General features: G+C 59.5%; 22 protein-coding genes. 13 read left to right on the plus strand and 9 right to left on the minus strand.

Annotated elements, in window-relative coordinates:
* Positions 1-33: 33 nt before the first annotated feature.
* Positions 34-2,097 (minus strand): transketolase, encoded by a 2,064-nt coding sequence (gene tkt / locus LVW35_RS12680; protein WP_233895911.1) that lies wholly within the window; start codon positions 2,095-2,097, stop codon positions 34-36.
* A gap of 175 nt (positions 2,098-2,272) precedes the next feature.
* On the opposite strand from tkt, the gene LVW35_RS12685 reads away from it, so the two are divergent.
* Entirely contained in the window at positions 2,273-2,497 is a 225-nt protein-coding gene (locus LVW35_RS12685; RefSeq protein ID WP_058424193.1) for a DUF465 domain-containing protein, read from the plus strand.
* A 156-nt stretch (positions 2,498-2,653) separates the two neighbouring features.
* Here LVW35_RS12685 and hglS read toward each other — a convergent pair whose 3' ends face one another.
* Positions 2,654-4,030: a 2-oxoadipate dioxygenase/decarboxylase HglS gene (gene hglS / locus LVW35_RS12690; RefSeq protein ID WP_233895913.1), complete on the minus strand. Its 1,377-nt coding sequence runs from the start codon at positions 4,028-4,030 to the stop codon at positions 2,654-2,656.
* A gap of 289 nt (positions 4,031-4,319) precedes the next feature.
* Between hglS and LVW35_RS12695 the strand changes: the two genes are divergently transcribed.
* Positions 4,320-5,729 carry an OprD family outer membrane porin gene (locus LVW35_RS12695; RefSeq protein WP_233895921.1) on the plus strand — a complete coding sequence of 470 codons (1,410 nt, stop codon included), beginning with the start codon at positions 4,320-4,322 and terminating at the stop codon, positions 5,727-5,729.
* A gap of 69 nt (positions 5,730-5,798) precedes the next feature.
* Entirely contained in the window at positions 5,799-8,435 is a 2,637-nt protein-coding gene (locus LVW35_RS12700; protein WP_233895923.1) for an MGH1-like glycoside hydrolase domain-containing protein, read from the plus strand.
* 64 nt (positions 8,436-8,499) lie between these two features.
* Here LVW35_RS12700 and LVW35_RS12705 read toward each other — a convergent pair whose 3' ends face one another.
* Positions 8,500-8,814, minus strand: a complete 315-nt coding sequence (locus tag LVW35_RS12705; protein WP_065927178.1) for an SCP2 sterol-binding domain-containing protein — start codon at positions 8,812-8,814, stop codon at positions 8,500-8,502.
* A 56-nt stretch (positions 8,815-8,870) separates the two neighbouring features.
* Positions 8,871-9,581, minus strand: coding sequence for a histidine phosphatase family protein (locus LVW35_RS12710; protein WP_233895925.1), 711 nt, complete (start codon positions 9,579-9,581; stop codon positions 8,871-8,873).
* 194 nt (positions 9,582-9,775) lie between these two features.
* On the opposite strand from LVW35_RS12710, the gene sohB reads away from it, so the two are divergent.
* Entirely contained in the window at positions 9,776-10,801 is a 1,026-nt protein-coding gene (gene sohB, locus LVW35_RS12715; RefSeq protein WP_233895927.1) for a protease SohB, read from the plus strand.
* 80 nt (positions 10,802-10,881) lie between these two features.
* Here sohB and LVW35_RS12720 read toward each other — a convergent pair whose 3' ends face one another.
* Positions 10,882-11,997, minus strand: a complete 1,116-nt coding sequence (locus LVW35_RS12720; RefSeq protein WP_233895929.1) for an MDR/zinc-dependent alcohol dehydrogenase-like family protein — start codon at positions 11,995-11,997, stop codon at positions 10,882-10,884.
* Between the two features lie 63 nt (positions 11,998-12,060).
* Entirely contained in the window at positions 12,061-13,068 is a 1,008-nt protein-coding gene (locus LVW35_RS12725) for a substrate-binding domain-containing protein (RefSeq protein ID WP_233895931.1), read from the minus strand.
* A 469-nt stretch (positions 13,069-13,537) separates the two neighbouring features.
* Here LVW35_RS12725 and LVW35_RS12730 point away from each other — a divergent pair, with 469 nt between their 5' ends.
* Positions 13,538-15,100, plus strand: a complete 1,563-nt coding sequence (locus LVW35_RS12730) for a TerC family protein (RefSeq protein ID WP_233895933.1) — start codon at positions 13,538-13,540, stop codon at positions 15,098-15,100.
* Here the strand turns inward: LVW35_RS12730 and LVW35_RS12735 are convergent.
* The gene (locus tag LVW35_RS12735; protein ID WP_233895935.1) at positions 15,063-15,431 is read right to left on the minus strand and encodes a thioredoxin family protein; all 369 of its coding nucleotides are present in this window, start codon (positions 15,429-15,431) and stop codon (positions 15,063-15,065) included. The genes LVW35_RS12730 and LVW35_RS12735 overlap by 38 nt on opposite strands.
* A gap of 58 nt (positions 15,432-15,489) precedes the next feature.
* Entirely contained in the window at positions 15,490-15,738 is a 249-nt protein-coding gene (locus LVW35_RS12740; protein WP_233895937.1) for a hypothetical protein, read from the minus strand.
* 333 nt (positions 15,739-16,071) lie between these two features.
* Between LVW35_RS12740 and LVW35_RS12745 the strand changes: the two genes are divergently transcribed.
* The 8 genes from LVW35_RS12745 (at position 16,072) to LVW35_RS12780 (ending at position 22,501) form a co-directional block, all read left to right on the plus strand.
* The gene (locus tag LVW35_RS12745; protein ID WP_065907736.1) at positions 16,072-16,920 is read left to right on the plus strand and encodes a transporter substrate-binding domain-containing protein; all 849 of its coding nucleotides are present in this window, start codon (positions 16,072-16,074) and stop codon (positions 16,918-16,920) included.
* Between the two features lie 51 nt (positions 16,921-16,971).
* Positions 16,972-17,634 carry an amino acid ABC transporter permease gene (locus LVW35_RS12750; RefSeq protein ID WP_122727686.1) on the plus strand — a complete coding sequence of 221 codons (663 nt, stop codon included), beginning with the start codon at positions 16,972-16,974 and terminating at the stop codon, positions 17,632-17,634.
* A gap of 11 nt (positions 17,635-17,645) precedes the next feature.
* Positions 17,646-18,308 carry an amino acid ABC transporter permease gene (locus LVW35_RS12755; RefSeq protein WP_016976586.1) on the plus strand — a complete coding sequence of 221 codons (663 nt, stop codon included), beginning with the start codon at positions 17,646-17,648 and terminating at the stop codon, positions 18,306-18,308.
* Positions 18,305-19,087 carry an amino acid ABC transporter ATP-binding protein gene (locus LVW35_RS12760; protein ID WP_233895939.1) on the plus strand — a complete coding sequence of 261 codons (783 nt, stop codon included), beginning with the start codon at positions 18,305-18,307 and terminating at the stop codon, positions 19,085-19,087. The genes LVW35_RS12755 and LVW35_RS12760 overlap by 4 nt, the downstream gene beginning before the upstream one ends.
* A gap of 16 nt (positions 19,088-19,103) precedes the next feature.
* Entirely contained in the window at positions 19,104-19,493 is a 390-nt protein-coding gene (locus tag LVW35_RS12765; RefSeq protein WP_010210958.1) for a RidA family protein, read from the plus strand.
* A 106-nt stretch (positions 19,494-19,599) separates the two neighbouring features.
* Complete coding sequence (locus LVW35_RS12770; protein WP_056859507.1) at positions 19,600-20,364, plus strand: IclR family transcriptional regulator; 765 nt, start codon at positions 19,600-19,602, stop codon at positions 20,362-20,364.
* Between the two features lie 9 nt (positions 20,365-20,373).
* Positions 20,374-21,582 carry an amino acid deaminase gene (locus tag LVW35_RS12775; RefSeq protein WP_233895940.1) on the plus strand — a complete coding sequence of 403 codons (1,209 nt, stop codon included), beginning with the start codon at positions 20,374-20,376 and terminating at the stop codon, positions 21,580-21,582.
* 10 nt (positions 21,583-21,592) lie between these two features.
* The gene (locus LVW35_RS12780; protein ID WP_233895942.1) at positions 21,593-22,501 is read left to right on the plus strand and encodes a sugar kinase; all 909 of its coding nucleotides are present in this window, start codon (positions 21,593-21,595) and stop codon (positions 22,499-22,501) included.
* Positions 22,502-22,544: 43 nt separating this feature from the next.
* Here LVW35_RS12780 and LVW35_RS12785 read toward each other — a convergent pair whose 3' ends face one another.
* Positions 22,545-22,820, minus strand: coding sequence for a peptidylprolyl isomerase (locus LVW35_RS12785; RefSeq protein ID WP_233895944.1), 276 nt, complete (start codon positions 22,818-22,820; stop codon positions 22,545-22,547).
* Positions 22,821-22,835 lie beyond the last annotated feature (15 nt).

Genomic DNA, 22,835 nt, shown 5'->3' on the forward strand with positions numbered 1-22,835 from the left:
CACTCCGACTTCGCGAGCAAGCCCGCTTGTGACTCAGGGTTGAGTCAGTTGGATTTGGGCCTTGGCTTGTTTCACCACATTCTCCACGGTAAACCCGAACTTCTCCTGCAACTTGGCCAACGGCGCCGACGCGCCAAAGCTGTTCATCACCACCTTGGCCCCGGATTGCCCTACATACCGGTCCCAACCCAGTGGCCCCGCCTGTTCCACCACAACCCGGGCTTTCACTGCCGGCGGCAACACACTGTCGCGATAGGCCTGGTCCTGGTCCTCAAACAATTCCCAGCTGGGCATCGAGACGACCTGCGCGGCAATGCCTTCGCTTTTCAACTGTTCATAAGCCGCCACTGCCAGACTGACTTCGCTGCCTGTCGCCACCAGCAGGACTTTGGGTTCATCCGCTGCCGCCAGTACGTAAGCGCCTTTGGCCGCCCCGGATGCCGACGCGTATTGTGTACGGTCCAGCGTCGGCAACGGCTGACGCGACAACACCACGCAACTCGGCCGATGGGTTTGCGCCAGGGCGACCTTCCACAGCTCCAGGGTTTCATTGGCATCACCGGGTCGCAAGGTCAGCAACCCCGGTGTCGCGCGCAACTGTGTGAGGTGCTCGATCGGCTGGTGCGTCGGCCCATCTTGACCTACACCAATCGAATCATGGGTAAATACAAACACCACCGGCAGCTCCATGATTGCCGCGAGTCGGATCGGCGGCTTCATGTAATCACTGAACACCAGGAAGGTCGAGGTGTACGGCCTCAGGTAAGACAGCGCCATGCCATTGGCAATCGCGCCCATGGCATGTTCGCGAATGCCGAAGTGCAAATTGCGTCCGCTGTAGTCGTCCGCGCTGAAACGCCCGGCGCCGTCAAAAGTAAGGTTGGTCTTGGTCGACGGCGACAAGTCCGCCGAACCACCGAGCAGCCAGGGAATTTGCTGGGCAAAGGCATTCAGTACTTCGCCCCCCGCGGCGCGGCTGGCCACGCCCTTGGGGTCGCTGTCGAAGTGAGGCAGATTGTCTTGCCAATGCTCGGGCATTTCCCCGGCACGCATGCGGCGCAGTTCGTCAGCCAGTTTCGGCTCATATTGCTCAAGCTGCGACTGGTGCCGGTTCCAAGCGTCATACAAGGGCTGGCTGCGCTCCAGCAGCGCATCTTGCAACACCGTGCGGACTTCGTCGGGCACCAGAAAACTTGAATCCTGCGGCCAGCCATAAGCGGCTTTGGTCAGACGAATTTCTTCATCGCCCAAAGGCTCACCATGGGCGGCAGCGGTGTTGTGTTTATGCGGCGCGCCATAGCCGATCACGCTGTCGACCACGATCAGGGTCGGCGCACCGGTGTTGGTCCTGAAGGTCTCCAACGCTGTACTCAGCGCCTGCAAGTCATTCGCGTCAGCCACGTGCAAAGTGTGCCAGCCATAGGCCTGGAAACGCTTGATCACGTCCTCGCTGAACGCAAGCTCGGTGTGGCCTTCGATGCTGATGGTGTTGTTGTCATAGATCCAGCACAGGTTATCCAGCTTCAGATGCCCGGCCATCGACGCGGTTTCGCTGCTGATGCCTTCCATCATGTCGCCGTCGCCGCACAGGGTGTAGACGTTGTAATCGAACAGCACCCTGCCGTCACGGTTGAAGCGTTTACCCAGCCAGCGCTCGGCCATCGCCATGCCAACACTGTTGGCGCAGCCCTGGCCGAGTGGGCCGGTGGTGGTTTCTACTCCAGTCGTCATGCGGTATTCGGGATGGCCTGGGGTTTTTGAGTCTGACTGCCGGAACTGCTTGATATCGTCCAGGCTGATCGCCGGCTGGCCGGAGCGTTTGCCGTGAGCGTCGATCTCCGCAACGCCGGCCAGGTGCAGCAGCGAATACAACAGCATCGACGCATGCCCCACCGACAACACAAAGCGATCACGGTTGGGCCAGTCGGGATGTTGCGGGTGGTAGCGCAGGAAACGACTCCACAGCGTGTAGCCCACCGGCGCCAGGCCCATGGGCGTGCCTGGATGGCCGGAATTGGCTTTCTGTACGGCGTCCATCGCCAGGGTGCGGATCGTGTTGATGCATTGGGTGTCGACAGCGGTGGCAGCAAGAGTCATGAAACCGGTCTCCCTCGGGTGGCTATCTAGAGTGGAGGGCCGGGGGCGGCAAAGGTTTTATCCCATCGCCCGCGCTGCGACGAACGGAAACGTATTGACCTCGAACATGACAAGACCCCTCGCAATGGTCTAGCTTCTAGGGCGTAAGCCATTGATCAACTTGCGGAGGTACGCCATGCCAGTGAAACACGACCTGTATCAGGACTTGGGATTGAGCAAGGAAGTCGTTCACGAACGCAGGGCGAGCGACAAACGCCTGGACTCGCTGCTCACGCAGTACGACGACGCTGACAAGGAGGTGCTGAAGGCGGAATCGGCGAGTGCCAGCGATGAGGAGGTAGAGAAGCTGAAGAAAAAGCGTTTGTTGATCAAAGATGAGATTGTGGTGAAGCTGGGTTAGGCGATGGTCCGCGTTCCTACAGGGCGCGGAAACATTTGTTCAGAATTGCCTGAAGGACAGTGCGCTCTTCACTGCCTATGATGCCCACCGCCCACCCGGCTCTGGGGACTGTTGCGGCGCAAGGATTGCGCTGATGAGCCGGGTGGGCACTTCAATTCATGTCAGCAGTGCCTTTGTGCACGCATCCATGGAGCGCCATTGCGTCTCGCCGTACAGTTTCAATTCATCAATCGTCCGACGGCCCAGCGCCTCTTCAAACTCGGCCTGGTTCGAATTGGCCGCGTAGTGACTTTGCGCAGTTTCCCCCAGGTTTGACTGGAAAATCCCCGCCGCACTCACCGGCAGAAAGTCTTCATACACCAAAGGCTCCACATCAATGTGGCCTGCGGCGATCAATGCGTCCAGGGTGCGCGGTTGATCAGCCGTACCGCGCGCCGCCAGACCCTGCTCGGTGGCAAAGTAGCGGAAATATGCCAGGCCCTGATCACGCATCTGCGCATGGTTATCCGGGAAGGCCTGGAAGTGCTGTTCCATCAATTGCATATAACGCGCGGCGTTGCCCTCATTAGGGAAAGCGCCCAGTTCATCGCGCGCGGCGTTCAGCAATTGGTCGTACAGCGCCCGGCCTTTGGGCGTGAGCGCCACGCCGCGTTGTTCTATTTCGCCGAAGCGTGCGCTGTGGCTGCCTTGGGCGTCGGTGAAGGCGATGGGTTCGTCGAGGGCCTTGAAGCTGGTCTGGCGCAGCAGGATCGGGCACTGGCGGCGCGGTGGGCCTTCGATCACGGCTTTTGGCGTGATGCCTTTGCCGGGCATCGCGGCCTGGACCTGGTCGATGTCCAGGGTGCGCGGGGTCAGGTGGTTGATGTGCGGGCCTTTGAAGGCGACCACGTCGGCGATCAGGCGGTGCTGGTCGCTCAGTTGCTGGTACTGCGCCCCGGTGACGGTGGCGGTGTGGTGCCAGCGGAAGGTTTCCAGGGCCTGGCAGATGAATTCGTCGGCATCCTGGGCGTTGAGGCCACCGTCTTTTTCGGCTCTTTCGATCAGCGCCAGAGCGCCAGGGGTGAAGATCGAGCGCTTGGCCAGGGCGGTTTCGGCGAAGGCGCGCAGATCGGGGTTTTCGATGAGTTCCAGGCGCAGCAATGAGGTGAATACCCGAAACGGGCTGGTTTGCAGCGATTGTTCATGCACGGCGCGAAACGCGGTGGAGTGCACCGGCACACCGGCCGGCGTCAGGTCGTAGTAGCCCACCGGCTGCATGCCCATTACCGCGAACAAGCGGCAGATGGTCGCCAGTTCTTCAGCCGTGCCCAGGCGGATCGCGCCGTGGCGTTCCATGTCCAGCCGCTGGATTTCGCCGGTGCGTTGCAGTTGCTGCGCCAGGTTCGGCTGGGAGTCGAGCACACGGGTATTGGTCTCAGCCACCAGCTCCATCAATGCCCCATACAGCGGAACTTCATCTCGATACATGTCGGACATGGCCTTTGAAAAGCCCTTGCGGATTTCGTCGGGGCTGACATGTGCGGTGCTGGGCATAGAAAAATTCCTGATGGCTATGACAATAGAAGTGGCCTTGGCCTGGATTTTGTTGAGCGCAAGGCGCGCTTGCAAACGAAGAATCCTCAGGACTTCATTCTGCAAATGAATGAGATGACGTGAATATGACAAAAACCAGCCCGTGAGAAATTTCATTTAAGGCCGGGTTTCCTAACTAATTCTTCACGGAGTCCGCACGGGTCGGCGTGAAAGAATCGTCACGTTTGCAAGGATGAAAACGCCGTTATGCACACCAGACACATAAAAAAATGTTTAGGGGCTGTCGTTAATGAAAATTTCTACACTGGCGTTGTCGATCACCGCCGCCGTTCTTGCACAACAGGCATTCGCCGATGATTTCGGGCTCGGTTCGCTGGGCACGGGCAACGGTCGCAGCGGCTTCCTTGAAGACAGTCACGCGACCATCAGCTCGCGGACCATGTACTACAGCGCGGACAACCGCTCGGGGACCAACAACGATCTGCGCGAAGCCGCCACCGCGCTGCGTTTTGACTATAAATCCGGTTTCACCCAAGGCACCGTCGGCCTGGGTTTTGACGTCATGGCCTTCGGCGCGCTGCGTCTGGATGGCGGCGATGGTCACACGGCGGGCGCAGGCCTGTCGGGCAACGGTAACAGCTTTTTCCCGACCAAGAACAATGGCACTGAACCAGCCGACTCCTTTGGTCGCGCTGCCGGCAACGTGAAGTTCCGTATTTCCCAGACCGAGTTGCACGTCGGTGGTGGCCTGGCGCCGGTGTTGCCAATTCTGGTTTCCAACGACAGCCGCGTGGCACCGCAGACTTTTGATGGCGGCATCCTGACCTCCAACGACATTCCCAATGTCACTTTCACCGGTGGTGAGCTGAATCGCGCCGAAGGCCGTGCTTCCAGCAACTCCACAGGCCTGAGTGTGGCCGGTGGTACTCGCGACAGCGACAGCTTCAAGTTCGGTGGGGTGGACTACAAGCCGTTTGGTTCTTCCGACAACGTGATCGCGAAAAACCTGACGTTGCAGTACTACTACGCCCAACTGCAAGACTTCTACAAACAGAACTACGTCGGCCTGGTCCACACCCTGCCGCTGGGCAATGACCAGTCGTTCAAGACCGACCTGCGCTACTTCGACAGCCGCAGCGACGGCAAGAACGGCGAGAGCGGCTACCAGTTCAACAACAACGGCGGCTACGCCAGGCACGCCGGCGAAGTCGACAACAAAACCTACAGTGCGGCCTTCACCTACCAACTGGGCGGCAGCAGCTTGATGCTTGGCCACATTGGCGTGGGTGACGACGGCGGTTTCGTCTGGGTCAACCAGGGCAGCCTAGCCGACCCGCACGCCCAAGGCGCCGGCGGCAGCGACTTCTACCTGTTCACCGACGCCGTGGTCGGCCAGTTCTCCCGCGCGGGCGAGCAAGTCAACTTTGGCCAATACACCTATGACTTCAAGGCGTACGTACCCGGCTTGAAGGCGTCCGTGGCGTACCTGGACGGTTCGGACATCAAGTCGAAGGTCGCCGGCGGCCCTGACCAGAAAGAAAACGAAGCCGACTTCCGCCTGGACTACGTGGTGCAGGCCGGTCCCCTGAAAGGCTTCGGTACCACGTTCCGCACTGGTACCTATCACGGCAAGAACACCGGCACCGCCGACCAGGATCAAACCCGCCTGATCTTCAACTACACCTACGCTATCTTCTAAGTCTTCATGTGCATCCGGCCGTCATTGGGCTCTACACTGCCTCTCACTTGGTAGGCGCTGGAGGACCCGATGACGGCCACACCCGACAACCGAATACTTGGAACAATCGAGGGCCAACGCCTGGCGCCGCAGGATGCCGAGCGTTGGCGCGAGTGGGGCCCTTATTTGAGCGAGCGCCAATGGGGCACGGTACGCGAAGACTACAGTGCCGACGGCGACGCATGGACTTACTTCCCCCATGAACACGCGCGTAGCCGCGCCTACCGTTGGGGCGAAGATGGGCTGGCCGGTTTCAGCGACAAAGCGCAACGCTGGTGCCTGGGCCTGGCCCTGTGGAACGAGCGCGATGCGATCATCAAAGAGCGCCTGTTCGGCCTCAACAACGCTGAGGGCAACCACGGTGAAGACGTCAAGGAACTGTACTTTTTCGTTGACGGCGTCCCGAGCCATGCCTACATGCGCATGCTCTATAAATACCCCCACGCTGCCTTTCCCTACGCCGACCTGATCAGCGAAAACGCCCGCCGTGGCCTGGAGGATACTGAGTACGAGATCCTCGATACTGGCGTGTTTGAAGACAATCGTTACTGCGATGTCAGCGTCGAATATGCCAAGGATCAGCCCGACGATATCTTCATGCGTGTCACCGTGAAAAATCGTTCGGAGCAACCAACACGGTTGCAGGTGTTGCCTCAACTGTGGGCACGCAACGACTGGAGCTGGACTCTTGATGCACCCAAACCGCAGCTGAAGTTGGACGGGGAACAGGTACTGGCGCACCATCCTGAACTGCTTGACCGTCACCTCAGCGTCTGGGGCCAGGACGGGTTGGAGTGGCTGTTCTGTGAGAACGAAACCAACTCCCCCAGGCTGGATGGACAGCCGGCACCGGGGCCGTTCAAGGACGGGATCAATGACTATGTGGTCGAGGGTGTTCAATCGGCGATTCGCCGCGACAGCGGGACTAAAGTCGCCGCACGCTTCATCCTCGACCTGGCAGGCCTGCAAAGTAAAATCCTCTACCTGCGTTTCGCCCCGGTCGACGCGCCGCCGGTCAACGCTCGCAAGCTGTTCGAACAACGCCGCCAGGAGGCCGATGACTTCTACGCCGCCTTGCAGCACGATCTCGCCGACGAGGACGCGCGCAATGTGCAGCGTCAGGCCTTGGCCGGTTTGCTGTGGTCCAAGCAACTCTATTATTTGGACGTCAACCAATGGCTCGACGGCGACCCGGCGCAACCCACGCCACCGCCTGAGCGCCTGCATATCCGCAATACTCATTGGCGGCACCTGTCGAATTTCGACATTCTTTCCATGCCTGACACCTGGGAATATCCGTGGTATGCCTCCTGGGACCAGGGTTTCCAGGCAGTGGCCATTGCATTGATCGATCTTGGGTACGCCAAGCAACAGCTGCTACTGCTGGTGAAAGATCGCTTCATGCACCCCAACGGTCAGTTGCCGGCCTATGAGTGGCGCTTTGACGATGCCAACCCGCCGGTGCACGCCTGGGCCAGTTGGCGGGTGTATCAGCAAGACAAGGCGCTGACCGGCGTAGGCGATATGGATTTCCTTGAACGGATTTTCCACAAGCTGCTGCTGAATTTTTCCTGGTGGGTCAACCGCAAGGACGCCGAAGGCCGCAACCTGTTCCAGGGCGGTTTCCTGGGTTTGGACAATATCGCCTTGTTTGACCGCTCGGCCGCGCTGCCGACGGGTTACCAACTGGATCAGGCCGACGGGACGGCATGGGTCGCGGCGTACGCGCTGGACTTGATGCGGATCGGCCTGGAGCTGGCCAAGCGCAACGGGGTGTATGTCGACATCGCCGTGAAGTTTTTCGAGCATTTCCTGTACATAGCCGGCGCCATCAACCGCGTCGACGACAGTGCCGAAGGCCTGTGGGATGAGCAGGACCTGTTCTTCTACGACGTGCTGCACCGTCCGGACGGCGAGAGCGAGCCGGTGCGTCTGCGCTCCATTGTTGGCCTGATGCCGCTGTTTGCCGTGCTGGTGCTGGAGCAGCGCGAGCATGAGGGCCTCGAGGGGTTGCGCGAGCGTTTGCTGGGGTTCATGAAGCATCGGCCGGACCTGGCCAAGCTGGTTTCACGCTGGAACGAGCCGGGGCAGGGTAACCGTCTGTTGCTGGCGCTGCTGCGCGGTGAACGCACCAAGGACCTGCTGCGGCGCATGCTCGATGACAATGAGTTCTTGTCGGCGTTTGGTGTGCGCTCGCTGTCCAAGGCGTTCGCCGAGCGACCCCTGGCGTTGAAGATGAACGGCAACACGCTGTGTGCCCGCTACCAGCCCGGCGAGTCCGACTCGCGTTTGTACGGCGGCAACTCCAATTGGCGCGGGCCATTGTGGATGCCGGTGAACTACATGTTGATCGAATCGCTGCGCGAGTTTCACCGCTACTACGCGGACAACTTCTCGGTGGAATACCCGACGGGCAGTGGTTATCTGTCATCCCTGGAGGAAGTGGCTGGTAGCCTCAGTCACCGTCTGACTCGGTTGTTTCTGCGCGATGAAAATGGCCTGCGGCCGTCGATGGCGGGGTATGCGCAGTTGGAGGCGGACCCGGAGAGTCGCGACCTGGTGTTGTTCCATGAGTATTTTCATGGAGAGACTGGGCGGGGGTTGGGAGCTTCGCACCAGACGGGGTGGAGTGCGTTGGTGGCGTTGTTGCTGCAGCCAAAAATCTAAGTCACACCGCAGAATAAAAGGTGGGAGCGGGCAAGCCCGCTCCCACCTTTGAACTTCAGCGGACTCAGGAAGGGAACAGCTCGCTCAGCTTCATGGCCAGCATCATGTCGCCTTCGGTGCGCAGCTTGCCGCCCATGAAGGCCTGCATGCCGTCGGTGGAGCCGTCGACGATGCCTTCCAGGGTTTCGCTGTCCATGACCAGGGTCACTTGGGCGTCTGGGTTTTCGCCTTCCAACAGTTCACAGGTCTTGTCTTTGACGACCAGGGAAAAGTTCTTGGTGTCGTCGATACGGAAACCGAACACCAGGTCCAAGCCTTCGGCAGCGCTTGGGTTGAATTTGGCTTTCATTGCTTCTACAGCTTTGGCTACGTCAGTCATGGTTTCGATCCTTTAGGGTAGAGTCCAGTGACCTTGGGGTCACGGTTGGCCGCAGTTCATCGGAACGTGATGAGCTGCGGCGCCTTCAACAGTTGCAAGTGGGTATGACTGTTGAAGGAAGCCAGTGCCACCTCGCGACCGCGGAATTTCAGCTGGTTGAGCGAGGTGTTAACAATTTGCCAGTTCAGTTCGAAGGCCTGTGCGGCAGGCATCCGGGTAATCAGGTGGAGCAGGGCGGTAATGGTGCCGCCGGAGGTGAACACGGCGATCTTTTGCGTGTTGTCAGCCGCTTCAAGAATGCGTTGCAGGCCACCTTGCACACGTTCCACGAACCCCAGCCAACTCTCCAGTCCTGGAGGGTCATAAGTGCCGGCCAGCCAGCGCTCGATGATCAGGGCGAAGATGCGCTGGAATTCACTGCGGTTCTGCGCGGCATTGCGCAGGATCTCCAGGGCTTCGGGTTCGGCGGTGAGCAGGTCGGGGAGCAGGGCGCGGATGATCGCGTCGGCATCGAATTCATTGAAGGCACTGTCGATTTCCAGTGCCGGCACCGGCAGACCAAGGGCGCTGTACTGATCGAAGGTGGCGGTGGCGGTGTGTTGCTGGCGGCGCAGGTCGCCGGCCACGCAGCGGTCGAACACCAGGCCCATGTCCGCCAGGTGACGACCGAGCACTTGCGCCTGTTCCACGCCAACGGGCGACAGGACGTCATAGTCGTCTTCACCGAAGGAGGCTTGGCCATGTCGAATCAGATAGATGCTGCCCACGTCCGTTTTCCCGGTACGTTGAAAGTCTGGCGAGGTTATGAGGATGCCGAAGGGCTGTCAATGAAAAAACATACGCTTGTTTTAAAAGTGCGTTAGAGGGCTGGTTGCTGGCGGTTTGATCACTGGCCCGAACGCGGTGCCGCCGGTATGCTTGGGCAATCCGCGCCTGGCGCACTGCACTTGTAAGGAGAACTATGGATTTTCTGGCCGAATACGCGAGCTTTCTGGCGAAGACCGTCACCCTGGTGGTTGCTATTCTGGTGGTACTGATCAGCTTCGCATCGCTGCGCAGCAAAGGTCGTCGCAAATCCGCCGGCCAGTTGCAGGTCAATAAGCTCAATGACTTCTACAAGGGCCTGCGTGAGCGTCTGGAGTCAACGCTGCTCGACAAGGACCAGCTCAAAGCCCTGCGCAAGTGCGAAGGCAAAGCTGAAAAGAAGAAGGGCAAGCAGAAAGCCGAGGCCAGGCCACGGGTGTTCGTGCTGGATTTCGACGGTGACATCAAGGCCTCGGCCACCGAGAGCCTGCGCCATGAAATTACAGCGCTCCTCAGCCTGGCCACCCCTAAAGATGAAGTGGTGCTGCGCCTGGAAAGCGGTGGTGGCATGGTCCATAGCTACGGGCTGGCGTCTTCGCAATTGGCGCGCATCCGCCAGGCGGGCGTGCCGCTGACTGTGTGCATCGACAAGGTGGCGGCCAGCGGCGGCTACATGATGGCCTGCATTGGCGAGAAGATTATCAGCGCGCCGTTTGCCATCCTCGGTTCCATCGGCGTGGTAGCGCAGTTGCCTAACGTCAACCGCTTGCTGAAAAAACACGACATCGACTTCGAAGTGCTGACTGCCGGTGAGTACAAACGCACCCTCACGGTGTTTGGCGAAAACACCGAGAAGGGCCGCGAGAAGTTCCAGGAAGACCTGGACATCACTCACCAACTGTTCAAGAACTTCGTCTCGCGCTACCGCCCGCAGCTGGCCATTGATGATGTAGCGACCGGAGAAGTGTGGCTGGGTGTTGCGGCCCTCGACAAACAACTGGTCGATGAGCTGCAGACCAGCGACGAATACCTGGCCACCAAGGCCAAGACCGCCGAGGTTTTCCATTTGCACTATGCCGAACGCAAGAGCTTGCAGGAAAGGGTAGGCCTGGCAGCCAGTGGTTCGGTGGACCGCGTGTTGTTGACCTGGTGGAGCCGGTTGACCCAGCAGCGGTTCTGGTAAGGCTGATCAGCGGTGCACAGGTTTCATTGAGGCCTGTGGCACCGCTGGTATAGGGTGCAAAGGGCAGACAGTCCAGCAGGTCAGGGCTCAAGCACCACCTTGAGGGATTTGTCGCCGCGCTCCATCACCGCGAACGCTTCCTTGAAATCCGCCAGGGCGAACTTGTGGGTCACCACGCCACGCATATCGATCTTGCGATTGCCGATAAAATCGATAGCACGTGGGTACATGTAGGGTCCCAGGTGCGAGCCGAGTACATCCAACTCCTTGCGGTCGCCAATGATCGACCAATCCACCGTGGCCTCGTCATTGAACACGCTGAACTCGACGAAACGCCCCAGCTTGCGCAGCATCGCCAGGCCCTGGTTGACCGCCTTGTGATGGCCGGTGGCTTCAATATAGATGTCGCAACCGTAGCCATCGGTGATGTCGCGGATCTTGGCCAGTACGTCGACTTCGGCCGGATTCCACACTTCGTCGGCGCCCATGCGCAGGGCGAGGGCGGTGCGTTCGGGTTTCATGTCCAGCACGATGAGCCTTTTCGGATTGCGCATGCGCACCGCGCCGATGATGCCCAGGCCTAGCGTACCGGCCCCGGCGACCACCACCACGTCATCGAAATCCACATTGGCGCGTTCGGCGGCGTGCAGTGAACAGGCCAGGGGTTCGATCAGAATGGCTTCGTCCGGCGCAATGGCGTCCGGGACTTTGTGGATGATGCCTTCCTTGGTGAAGATCATGTACTGGGCCATGGCGCCCTGCACGTTGTTCTGGAAACCATAGAGGTCGTGTTTCTGGCACATCCAGTACTGCCCGTGATTGCAGAAGCGGCAGCCCCAGCACGGCACGATTTGTTCGGAAATGACCCGTTCGCCAATCTTCACGCCACGCCTTTCCGCGCCAGGGCCGAGTGCAACCACGCGGCACACGAACTCATGGCCGGGGATCATTGGCGGTTTCACGTAGCGCGGTTGCTCGGCGTCGCCCCAGAACGAAGGCGCGCCGCGATAGGTCTTGATATCGCCCATGCAGATACCACACAGCTCGACCTTGGTGAGAATTTCGTCGGGGCCAGGGACAGGCACATCGACGGTTTCCAGCCGGTAGTCTTCAGGGCCATGACAGACCACTGCCTGCATGGTTTTCGGGATGATTGGGGACAGTTGTTCTTGCGGGCGTTCGGTAACGGTGGACATGGCAGACCTCGCAGCAAAGGTGAGCGTATCGCTCCCGTGCAGGGAGCGATAACCCGGCATGGTTTACTTGGCGCCGCTGACTTGCTTGTACAGCGCGTCGGCATTGGCGTTGGTCACCGGTACCCATGGAAGGATGTAGTTCTTCGCGGTGCCATCACCCCATTTCACGTCTTTGGCATAGCGTTCCCAGATCACTGATCGAGGTTTGTAGTCGCTACCGGCCAGGGCGCGCAGGGCTACGTCCAGTGCGCCTTGGGACTGGGCCTGGGCGTCTTGCAGGAAGGTGGTGACCTCGTCTTTCTTCGCCGCCTGGATCGCGTCCGGCATGCCGTCGATGGATGTGACTGGCACGTCCTTGGAAGTCAGTCCGTGGGACTTAAGCGCTTGCACAGCGCCGAGGGCCATGTCGTCGTTCTGCGCGATCACACCGTTGATGCCTTTGGGGTGGGCGTTCAGCCAATCTTCAGTGAGGGTCAGGGCCTGCGCGCGGTCCCAGTTAGCGGTCTTTTTCTCGATGATCTTGATGTCCGGGTGTTTGCCCAGTACTTCCAGTTCACCTTTTTCCCGATCAATCTGCGCCGACTGGCCAATCGGGCCCTGGATGATCACCACATTCCCTTTACCGTTGAGCTTGTCGACCATGGCCTGAGCCTGCAGGCGGCCGCCTTCCACGTCGTCGTTGCCCACGTAGGGGACAGAGGCATCGGCTACTTTCGTATTGGAGGCGATGACCACCATGTCGTTGCTCATGGCTTGCTTGACGGTGCCCACGCCGGCCTTGGTGTCGATGGGCACGAAGAGAATGGCGTCGTAGTGCTGGGTCACCATGTTTTCGATCTGGTTGTTCTGAGTGAGTGCGTCGTAGTTGCCGTCGAACACAGTGAGCTGCACGGTGCCATCTTTGACGGCCGGGTGTTCCTTGAGCTCGCGCACCCAGTTCTGCATGAATTGGCCCTTGAGGCCGTAAACCGCGGCGCCGACCTTGTAGGTCTTGCCGTCGGCAGCCAGGGCAATACTGCTGGCGAGGAGAGAGAGGGCCGCAACGGCGGCGAAGGTCGTAGCAAGTTTCATGATGAGCACCCCATTTATTGTTGTAGTCAGTCGTTCATTCATTGCTTGTGATGATCATATGTTTATCAAATGAAATTCTGATCGGTCAAATGCTTTCGTGAAAAACTGGAAAAAAGGCTTTTTTCTTGGTTTTTTGGGTTTTGCGCTGATACTTAGTCTGATTTTTTGCTGATAATAATTTCATACGGTGATCAAATGATCGATTTGGTGTTGGAGGTTTTACAGATCTTGTAATAGTTTTGGATTGTGGGGATTTTCCCTTTCAACTGTACGATTCAAGTCCTTTTGTCATTGCAGGATTTGCATGAACACCCTCTCGGAGCCTCCCAGTCGTCTTTCCCCAAGCCATCCGCTGTCGCTGTTCCGTCTGAAACACCCCGTATTCCGACTGCTAACCTTGTACCGGTCCACTGACCGCGCCTTGCCGTGCCCGGCATTCTGAAAATCGATGACTGAAGAGACTCAATAAATGGAATGGTTAGCGGATCCAACGGCCTGGCTCGGCCTGTTGACCTTGATTGTGCTGGAACTGGTGCTAGGCATCGACAACCTGGTGTTTATCGCGATCCTGGCGGACAAGCTGCCGCCGGAGCAGCGTGACCGTGCGCGGTTGATCGGCCTGTCCCTGGCGTTGCTGATGCGCCTGGGCCTGCTGGCGAGTATTTCCTGGCTGGTGACCCTGACGCAGCCGCTGTTCGAGGTGTTCGACAAGAGCTTCTCCGGCCGCGACCTGATCATGCTGTTTGGTGGTGTGTTCCTGTTGTTCAAGGCCACCATGGAATTGCACGAGCGCCTTGAAGGCCATGTGGCCCAGCGCACCGGCAATGTTGCCTACGCAATGTTCTGGCCGATCGTGGCGCAGATCGTGGTACTGGATGCGGTGTTCTCCCTGGATGCGGTGATTACCGCCGTGGGCATGGTGGACGAACTGGCGGTGATGATGATCGCGGTGATCGTGTCCATTGGCCTGATGATCGTCGCAAGCAAACCGTTGACCCGCTTCGTCAATGCGCACCCGACGGTAATCATGCTGTGCCTGGGCTTCCTGATGATGATCGGGTTTGCCCTGACCGCCGAAGGCCTGGGTTTCCATATTCCCAAGGGCTACCTGTACGCGGCCATTGGTTTCTCGATCCTGATCGAGGTGTTCAACCAGATCGCTCGTTCACGTCGCAAGAAATCCGCGCAAGGCGTGCTGCCGGTGCGTGAGCGTACCGCCCATGCGGTGATGCGTTTGCTGGGTGGTCGCAGCCTGGCCGTGGAAGAGGTGGGTGAAGAAGTCGCCGATCTGCTGGGCGAGCCGGATGCAGCGCAAGGCCCGCTGTTTGACCGACGTGAGCGGGTGATGATCAGCGGTGTGTTGCAATTGGCCGAACGGCCGATCCGCACGCTGATGACGCCACGGGCCAAGGTCGACTACATCGATCTGGCGGACGATGCCGACAGTATTCGCCTGAAACTGATGCATTCGTCCTACTCGCGGCTGCCGTTGATCCGCAACGGTGCCGTCGATGAACCGCTGAGCTTTGTGCACAAGAAGGAATTGCTCAAGGAATACCTGGCCGGCAACGAACCGAACCTGGAGCACCTTGCCCGCCGAGCGATCAACCTGCTGGAGAGCTTTTCGATCCTCAATGCCCTGGAGCAGATGCGTCAGGAATCCACCCACATTGCGTTCGTGATCAACGAATTTGGTGACTTCATGGGCGTGTTGAGCATGACCGACATCCTTGAATCCATCGCCGGTGAGTTGCCGGACGCCAGCGAAATCGACGGGCCGGATATCGTCGAGGAGGGCGCCGGTTTCCGCGCCAGTGGCGCCTTGAACCTCACGCGGATTCGCCAGCGCACCGGCTTCAAGGCTGTTGCGACCGAGGATTACCAGACGCTCGCCGGCCTGGTCATGAGCCTGCTCGACCGCCTCCCCGTGCTGGGCGATAGCCTGGAGCATGAGGGCTGGCGCCTGACGGTGGCGGCGGTGGAGGAGCGGCGGGTCACGCAGGTTTGCCTGGCGCCTTTGCCCCAGGCGTGACGGTGGGTAGGTGGGCGTACTGCTCGAAGGCGCTTTCCAACGCTTGCTCGCCAAGACCGGGAAGGGCTTCGAGCAGTCTCTGGTGATGGTAGATCAGCAGCATCGGGATACGGTCGACACTTGGATGCGGTGGGGTGTCGACACACTCAAGAATCAAGATCTTGACGTGGTCCTTGTAGCGCTCGCTGATTCGCGTGAATCGCGGCATCGCGTCACTGCACGCCGCGCAGTCATGTGACATGAACACCACAAAGACGGGCTGGTTCGTCTCCAGTTCGCGCTCAAACGCAGCCTTGTCTGCAATCACCGCATTCACGTAGTTCATCGACATTTCCCTCCAGGCATGGCTCACGCTAAGGCGGGAAATTGTCCGGGTCTACTGTCAATGTTCACAGGTCGCCCTTGCGCTCCACGCGTTCTCGCGCCTTGCGCGCCTGGCTCGCGCATTTCTTGTATTCAAGGTTGTCCCTTGAGGCCTTCGCCTGGCGGTAGCCGTGGTGATTCTGGCTGGTGTAATTGGTGCTCAAGGCGTCGTTGAGCTTGCGCAGTTCTTCCTTGCATTCACGGCGGTCGTTACTGGCCGAAGCGCTGCCGGCCACCAGAAAAGAAAGCAAAACCAGGGTGAGGCGGAACTTCATCAGGGTGGAGTCCTTGTCGGAATGAATGTGCCAAGGCTAGCCCAGCGTAGGAATTTTTCCACGCCCCAGGCGCACTGCAAAGGTGCGCGGTAACGCCGTTGCGGCGCACGCAAGTGAGGCCTGTCACCGCTGTATGGGGCCTTGGGTAGCAAAGTGCTTTCCAGTGCTGGCTTAACGCCGTGCTCAGCATCATCTTTTATCTGACTGATTTAAAACAGATTTATTCATGTGGTATTTTTCTGTTACTGCGTGTGGCACACTTTCTGCTGTCTATTCCGTTGTTACATACTAAGTTCCGGTATAGCGGAATACACAACTTCTGGAGTGCTTGTCATGCATCACCGACCTTCCGTGTTCAAAGCGTGTGTTTTTCTCTTCGCCGCATCGGCCTCCCTCGCAAGCGTTGTGCAGGCGGCGGACAGCAAGCTCGATGATGTGCTCAAGCGTGGGCACTTGATCGTGGGTACAGGCAGTACCAATGCGCCGTGGCACTTCCAGGGAGCGGATGGCAAGTTGCAGGGGTTTGATATCGACATCGGCCGCATCGTGGCCAAAGGGTTGTTCAACGACCCGAGCAAGGTCGAATTTGTGGTGCAGTCGTCTGACGCGCGGATTCCCAACCTGCTGACCGACAAGGTCGACATGAGTTGCCAGTTCATCACCGTCACCGCCAGCCGTGCCCAGCAGGTCGCCTTCACCCTGCCGTACTACCGCGAAGGCGTGGGCCTGCTGCTGCCGAACAACAGCAAGTACAAAGAAATTGAAGACCTGCAAGCGGCGGGCGACGGCGTGACCGTGGCCGTGCTGCAAAACGTGTATGCCGAAGAGCTGGTGCACCAGGCACTGCCAAAAGCCAAGGTCGACCAGTACGACAGCGTCGACCTGATGTACCAGGCCGTGAACTCCGGTCGCGCCGATGCCGCCGCCACCGACCAGTCCTCGGTCAAGTACCTGATGGTGCAGAACCCAGGCCGCTACCGCAGCCCGACTTACGCCTGGAGCCCGCAAACCTACGCGTGCGCCGTCAAGCGTGGCGATCAGGACTGGCTGAACTTCGTCAACACCGCGCTGCATGAAGCCATGACCGGCGTGGAGTTCCCGACCTACAAGGCCTCGTTCAAGCAATGGTTCGGTGTGGATCTGCCGGAACCTGCGATCGGCTTCCCGGTTGAGTTCAAGTAAATCGAAAACCTGGGGCGTCGCTGACGGCGCCCCAATCAGGTACTGCTGACCATGAACTATCAGTTGAACTTTGCCGCCGTCTGGCGCGACTTCCCCAGCTTGCTGGCGGGGCTCGGCCTGGGTCTTGAGCTGGCGTTGCTGTCGATCGCCATCGGCTGCGTGATCGGCCTGATGATGGCGTTTGCCATGCTGTCCAAACACCGCGCGTTGCGAGTCTTCGCCTCGGTGTATGTGACGGTGGTGCGCAATACGCCGATTCTGGTGCTGATCCTGTTGATCTACTTTGCGTTGCCCAGCCTCGGGATACGTCTGGACAAGATCCCGTCGTTCATCATCACCCTGTCGTTGTACGCCGGAGCTTATCTGACCGAAGTATTCCGCGCCGGGTTGCTGAATATTCCCAAGGGCTTGCGTGAAGCCGGGCTGGCCATTGGTCTGGGCGAGTGGCGTATCCGCGCCTACATCACCGTGCCGGTGATGCTGCGCAACGTGTTGCCCGCGCTGTCGAACAACTTTATTTCGCTGTTCAAGGACACCTCGCTCGCCGCCGCCATCGCGGTGCCGGAACTGACCTATTACGCCCGCAAGATCAACGTCGAAAGCTACCGGGTGATTGAAACCTGGATGGTCACGACCGCGCTCTACGTGGCCGCCTGTTACCTCATTGCCATGCTGCTCCGTTACCTGGAACAGCGTCTGGCGATCCGTCGTTAAGCGAGGTTTCCATGTACGAATCCCCCAGCTGGCTGCATGAGTTGTGGATCGCCCGGGATACCCTCTGGGCGGGCTTTCAAGCCAGCGTTTATGTGTCTGCATTGGCGATTATCTTTGGCACCCTGATCGGCATTGTCGCCGGGTTGATCCTGACCTACGGCAAGTTCTGGATGCGTGCGCCATTCCGCCTGTATGTCGACCTGATCCGTGGCACGCCGGTGTTTGTGCTGGTGCTCGCGTGTTTCTACATGCTGCCGGCGCTCGGTTGGCAGATCACCGCGTTCCAGGCCGGTGCGGTCGGATTGACGCTGTTCTGCGGCTCTCACGTGTCGGAGATCGTGCGCGGTGCGCTGCAAGCCATTCCCCGTGGGCAACTGGAAGCGGGCAAGGCGATCGGTCTGACCTTCTACCAGTCCTTGGGCTACGTGCTGTTGCCTCAGGCGCTGCGCCAGATTTTGCCGACCTGGGTCAATTCTTCCACGGAAATCGTCAAGGCTTCGACCTTGCTCTCGGTGATCGGCGTGGCCGAGTTGCTGCTCAGCACCCAGCAAGTGATCGCACGCACCTTCATGACCCTGGAGTTCTACCTGTTCGCAGGCTTTATGTTCTTTGTCATCAACTACGCCATCGAGTTATTCGGGCGCTACATTGAAAAGCGGGTGGCTTTGCCATGAACCAACCTCAAACAGACCAACCACTGCTGAACATCTGCGGCCTGCGTAAACAATATGGCGAGGTCGAAGTGCTCAAGGGTGTCGACCTGTCCATGCAGCGCGGCAACGTGGTGACCTTGATCGGCTCCAGCGGCTCGGGCAAGACCACGCTGCTGCGTTGCGTGAACCTGCTGGAAGAGTTCCAGGGCGGCCAGATCACACTGGATGGCGAATCCATCGGCTACAGCGAAATCGCCGGCAAGCGCGTGCGTCACCCTGAGCGGGTGATTGCCCAGCACCGTGCGATGACCGGCATGGCGTTTCAGCAATTCAACCTGTTTCCGCACCTGACGGCTTTGCAGAACGTCACCCTGGGCCTATTGAAAGTTAAGAAAATGCCTAAGGACGAGGCGGTGGTTTTGGCAGAAAAATGGCTGGACCGCGTAGGACTTTTAGAGCGTCGTAACCACTTCCCGGGTCAGTTGTCCGGCGGTCAGCAACAGCGTGTGGCGATTGCCCGCGCCATTGCCATGAACCCCAGCCTGATGCTGTTCGACGAAGTCACCTCGGCCCTCGACCCGGAGCTGGTGGGTGAAGTGCTCAGTGTGATCAAAGGCCTGGCAGAGGAGGGCATGACCATGTTGCTGGTCACCCATGAAATGCGCTTTGCCTACGAAGTCTCGGACAAGATTGTTTTCATGAACCAGGGCCGCATTGAAGAGCAGGGCACCTCGAAGGATATCTTCGAACGCCCACAATCGCCGCGCCTGGCGGAATTTCTCAAGAACATTCGTTTTTAATCAGGAGCCTATTTTTATGAGCATTACTCGGTACGGTGCCGGCAGCACAGCCGGCGGTGGCCAACCCCGTCCTTTCGCCCGTGCGGTGGAAGCGGATGGTTGGTTGTACGTTTCAGGCCAGGTGCCTGCGGTGGACGGCGAAATTATCACCGGTGGGATCATCGAACAGACCCGCCAGACCATGCGCAACGTGGTGGCGATTCTCGAAGAGGCCGGCTACGAACTCAAAGACGTGGTGCGCGTCGGTGTGTGGTTGGAAGACCCGAGGGATTTCTGGAGTTTCAACAAGGTGTTCGGCGAATACTTCACCCCGGAACACGCCCCGGCGCGTGCCTGTGTGCAGGCCAACATGATGGTTGATTGCAAGGTGGAGATCGATTGCGTGGCGTACAAGAAAAAAGGCTAAATGCCCGGATCTGAAGCCCAAAGCTGATCAAATGTGGGAGCGAGCAAGCCCGCTCCCACAGGGGATTTGTGTTGATAGCAACAATCTGACCGGACCCAACATCGCCATGACCGAAGACACCATCAAGCGCCGCGCCAAAGGCCTGGACCGCGCGTTCGATATCCTCGATTTTCTCAAGGAAATCGGCCAGCCCCTGCGCCCGAATGATATTGCCAGCGGCATCGGTAGCCCCAAGTCCACCGTTTACGAATTGGTTGCGTCCCTGCTTGAGCGACGCATCCTGGAAACGGTGGGCAAGGACGGTCACGTCTACCTCGGCCGTCAGCTGTATTTTCTCGGCCAGGCGCATCTGCGCCATTTCGACCTGACCCGCGAGGCCGACCACGCCCTGCAGGAGATCGTCAGCCAGACCCACGAAACCGCGCAGATGTGCCTGCTCAATGGGCGCAAATACACGGTGGCGTTGATGCGTGAAGGCGAGCGGCACTTCCGGATTTCTTCGGACATCGGCGAAAACGCGCCGATCCCTTGGACGGCGTCCGGGCGTCTATTGCTGGGGCACTTGAGCGACCAGCAGATCATCGACCTGATCGATCACGATGACTTCATCCTGCCGGACGGCCAGCGCTTGCCGCTGGAGACCTTCCTGGCGCAGATCCGTCAGGCCACCCTCGATGGCTTCTTTTCCTTCGATAGCGTGGCCGACACCTTTACCCATTGCTTTGCCGCCCCGGTGCGGGACGCGCAAGGCATCAGCATCGCGACCCTGTGTATCGTCGCACCCCGGGCCGATGCGATCAAAAACTACAACGACTATCGCCGGGTGTTGATCGACAGCGCCAACAACCTGGCCCGGCGTATCAACGAATAGGAGTTTTCCATGTCTGCCATCAATGCCGTTGAAAAGGGCGCCGCCGACGTCGGGGCCCACTTGGTCCGTGACGTCAGCCTGCCCGCCCTGGTACTGCACCGTGACGCCCTGGAACACAACATCCGTTGGATGCAGGACTTTGTCAGCAAGAGCGGCGCAGAGCTGGCGCCCCATGGCAAGACCAGCATGATGCCGGCGTTGTTCCAGCGCCAGATCGAAGAGGGTGCCTGGGGCATCACCCTGGCCAATGCCGTGCAGACCCGCGCCGCGTATGCCGGTGGCGTGCGTCGCGTGCTGATGGCCAACCAACTGGTGGGCGCGCCGAACATGGCGTTGATTGCTGATCTGTTGGTCGACGAGGACTTCGACTTCCACTGCATGGTCGATCACCCGGATAACGTCGCCGACCTGGGGCTGTTTTTCGCCGCCCGTGGCCTGCGCCTGAACGTGATGATCGAGTATGGCGTGGTCGGCGGTCGTTGCGGCTGCCGCAGCGAGCAGGAAGTGCGCGACCTGGCCAAGGCGATCAAGGCCCAGCCGGCCCTGGCCCTCACGGGTATCGAAGGCTATGAAGGTGTGATCCATGGCGAGCACGCCATCAGCGGCATCCGCGACTTCGCCGCCAGCCTGGTGCGCCTGGCGGTAGACCTGCAGAACAACGGAGCTTTCGACCTGCCCAAGCCCATCGTCACCGCGTCGGGGTCTGCCTGGTACGACCTGATCGCCGAGTCGTTCGAAGAACAGAACGCCGCCGGCCGCTTCCTTAGCGTGCTGCGCCCCGGCAGTTATGTGGCCCATGACCACGGCATCTACAAAGAGGCGCAATGCTGCGTGCTCGACCGTCGCAGTGACCTCAGCGAAGGCCTGCGCCCGGCCCTGGAAGTCTGGGCCCATGTGCAATCGTTGCCTGAGCCGGGTTTTGCGGTGATCGCCCTGGGCAAGCGCGACGTGGCCTACGACGCCGGTCTGCCGGTGCCGCTAAAGCGCTACAAGGCCGGTATTTTGCCGGTGCAAGGTGATGATTTAGGTGCGTGCAAAGTCACGGCAGTGATGGACCAGCATGCATTCATGACCGTGGCGTCGGGGGTGGAACTGCGGGTTGGCGACATCATTTCGTTCGGCACCTCCCACCCTTGTCTGACTTTCGACAAGTGGCAGGTCGGTTGCCTGGTGGATGAGCAGTTGCAGGTAATCGAATCCCTGGAAACCCGTTTCTGAGTATAAAGCCATGACCCGCTTGTCCCCGCGCATCGCCCTGATCGGCGAATGCATGATCGAACTGCAACACCGCGCCGACGGCAGCCTGCACCAGAGCTTCGGCGGCGATACCCTGAACGCCGCGGTGTACCTGCGCCGCGAACTGGGTGATATCGGCAGCGTGGACTACGCCACCGCCCTGGGCGATGACAGCTTCAGCGATGCCATGTGCCAGCAATGGACGCAGGAAGGCCTCGGCCTGGGCATGGTCCAGCGCTTGCCCGGACGCCTGCCAGGTTTGTACTGCATCCAGACCGACGCCAATGGCGAGCGCAAATTCCTCTACTGGCGCAACGAAGCCGCCGTGCGCGACTGTTTCACCACGCCCGCCGCCGAGCCGATCCTGGCGGCTCTGCCGGACTATGACGTGGTGTATTTCAGCGGCATCACCCTGGCGGTGCTGGGTGACATCGGTCGTGAGCGTTTGCTGCAAACCCTGGTCGAGACCCGTCGGCGAGGGGGTAAGGTGGTGTTCGATAACAACTATCGACCGCGTCTCTGGGCGAGCATTGAGGCGGCGCGCGCCGCGTATCACCGCGTGTTGGCTGAGGTGGATATTGCCTTGCTGACTGAGGATGACGAGCGGGCGCTGTTTGGTTATGCCGACAGTGAACAGGTGTTCGCGGCGTATTCGGGAATTGAAGAGGTGGTGCTCAAGCGTGGGGCGGATGCGTGTTTGTTTCGCTGCAATGGCGAGCGCTTTGCCGTGCCGGCGCTGAAGGTCGAAAAGGTTATCGACACCACGGCGGCAGGAGATTCATTCAGCGCGGCGTACTTGGCCAGTCGGCTCAAGGGTGGATCGGCGGAGCAAGCTGCGCTGGCCGGCCATCGATTGGCGAGCCGGGTCATTCAAGTTTCAGGGGCTTTGATTCCTCGTTGAATGACCGCCTGCGGCGATTGGCGAGCAATCTGAAGCCAACCTATCAATCCCGGTAGAACACCTGCACCAAGTGATACCCGAACTTGCTCTTGATCGGCCCGTGAACCACCTTCACCGGCTTCTTGAAAATCACCGCATCAATTGCCCCCACCATCTGACCAGGCCGCACTTCACCCAAATCGCCGCCACGCTTGCCCGACGGGCAGGTGGAGTACTTCTTGGCCAGCACATCAAAGGCATCGCCCTTGGCAATGCGCTGCTTGAGTTGTTCGGCTTCTTCGCTGGTTTTCACCAGGATATGACGGGCTTGGGCTTTCATTGATCTCTACCAGGT

The organism is Pseudomonas sp. HN11, from assembly GCF_021390155.1.
Classification (GTDB): Bacteria; Pseudomonadota; Gammaproteobacteria; order Pseudomonadales; family Pseudomonadaceae; genus Aquipseudomonas.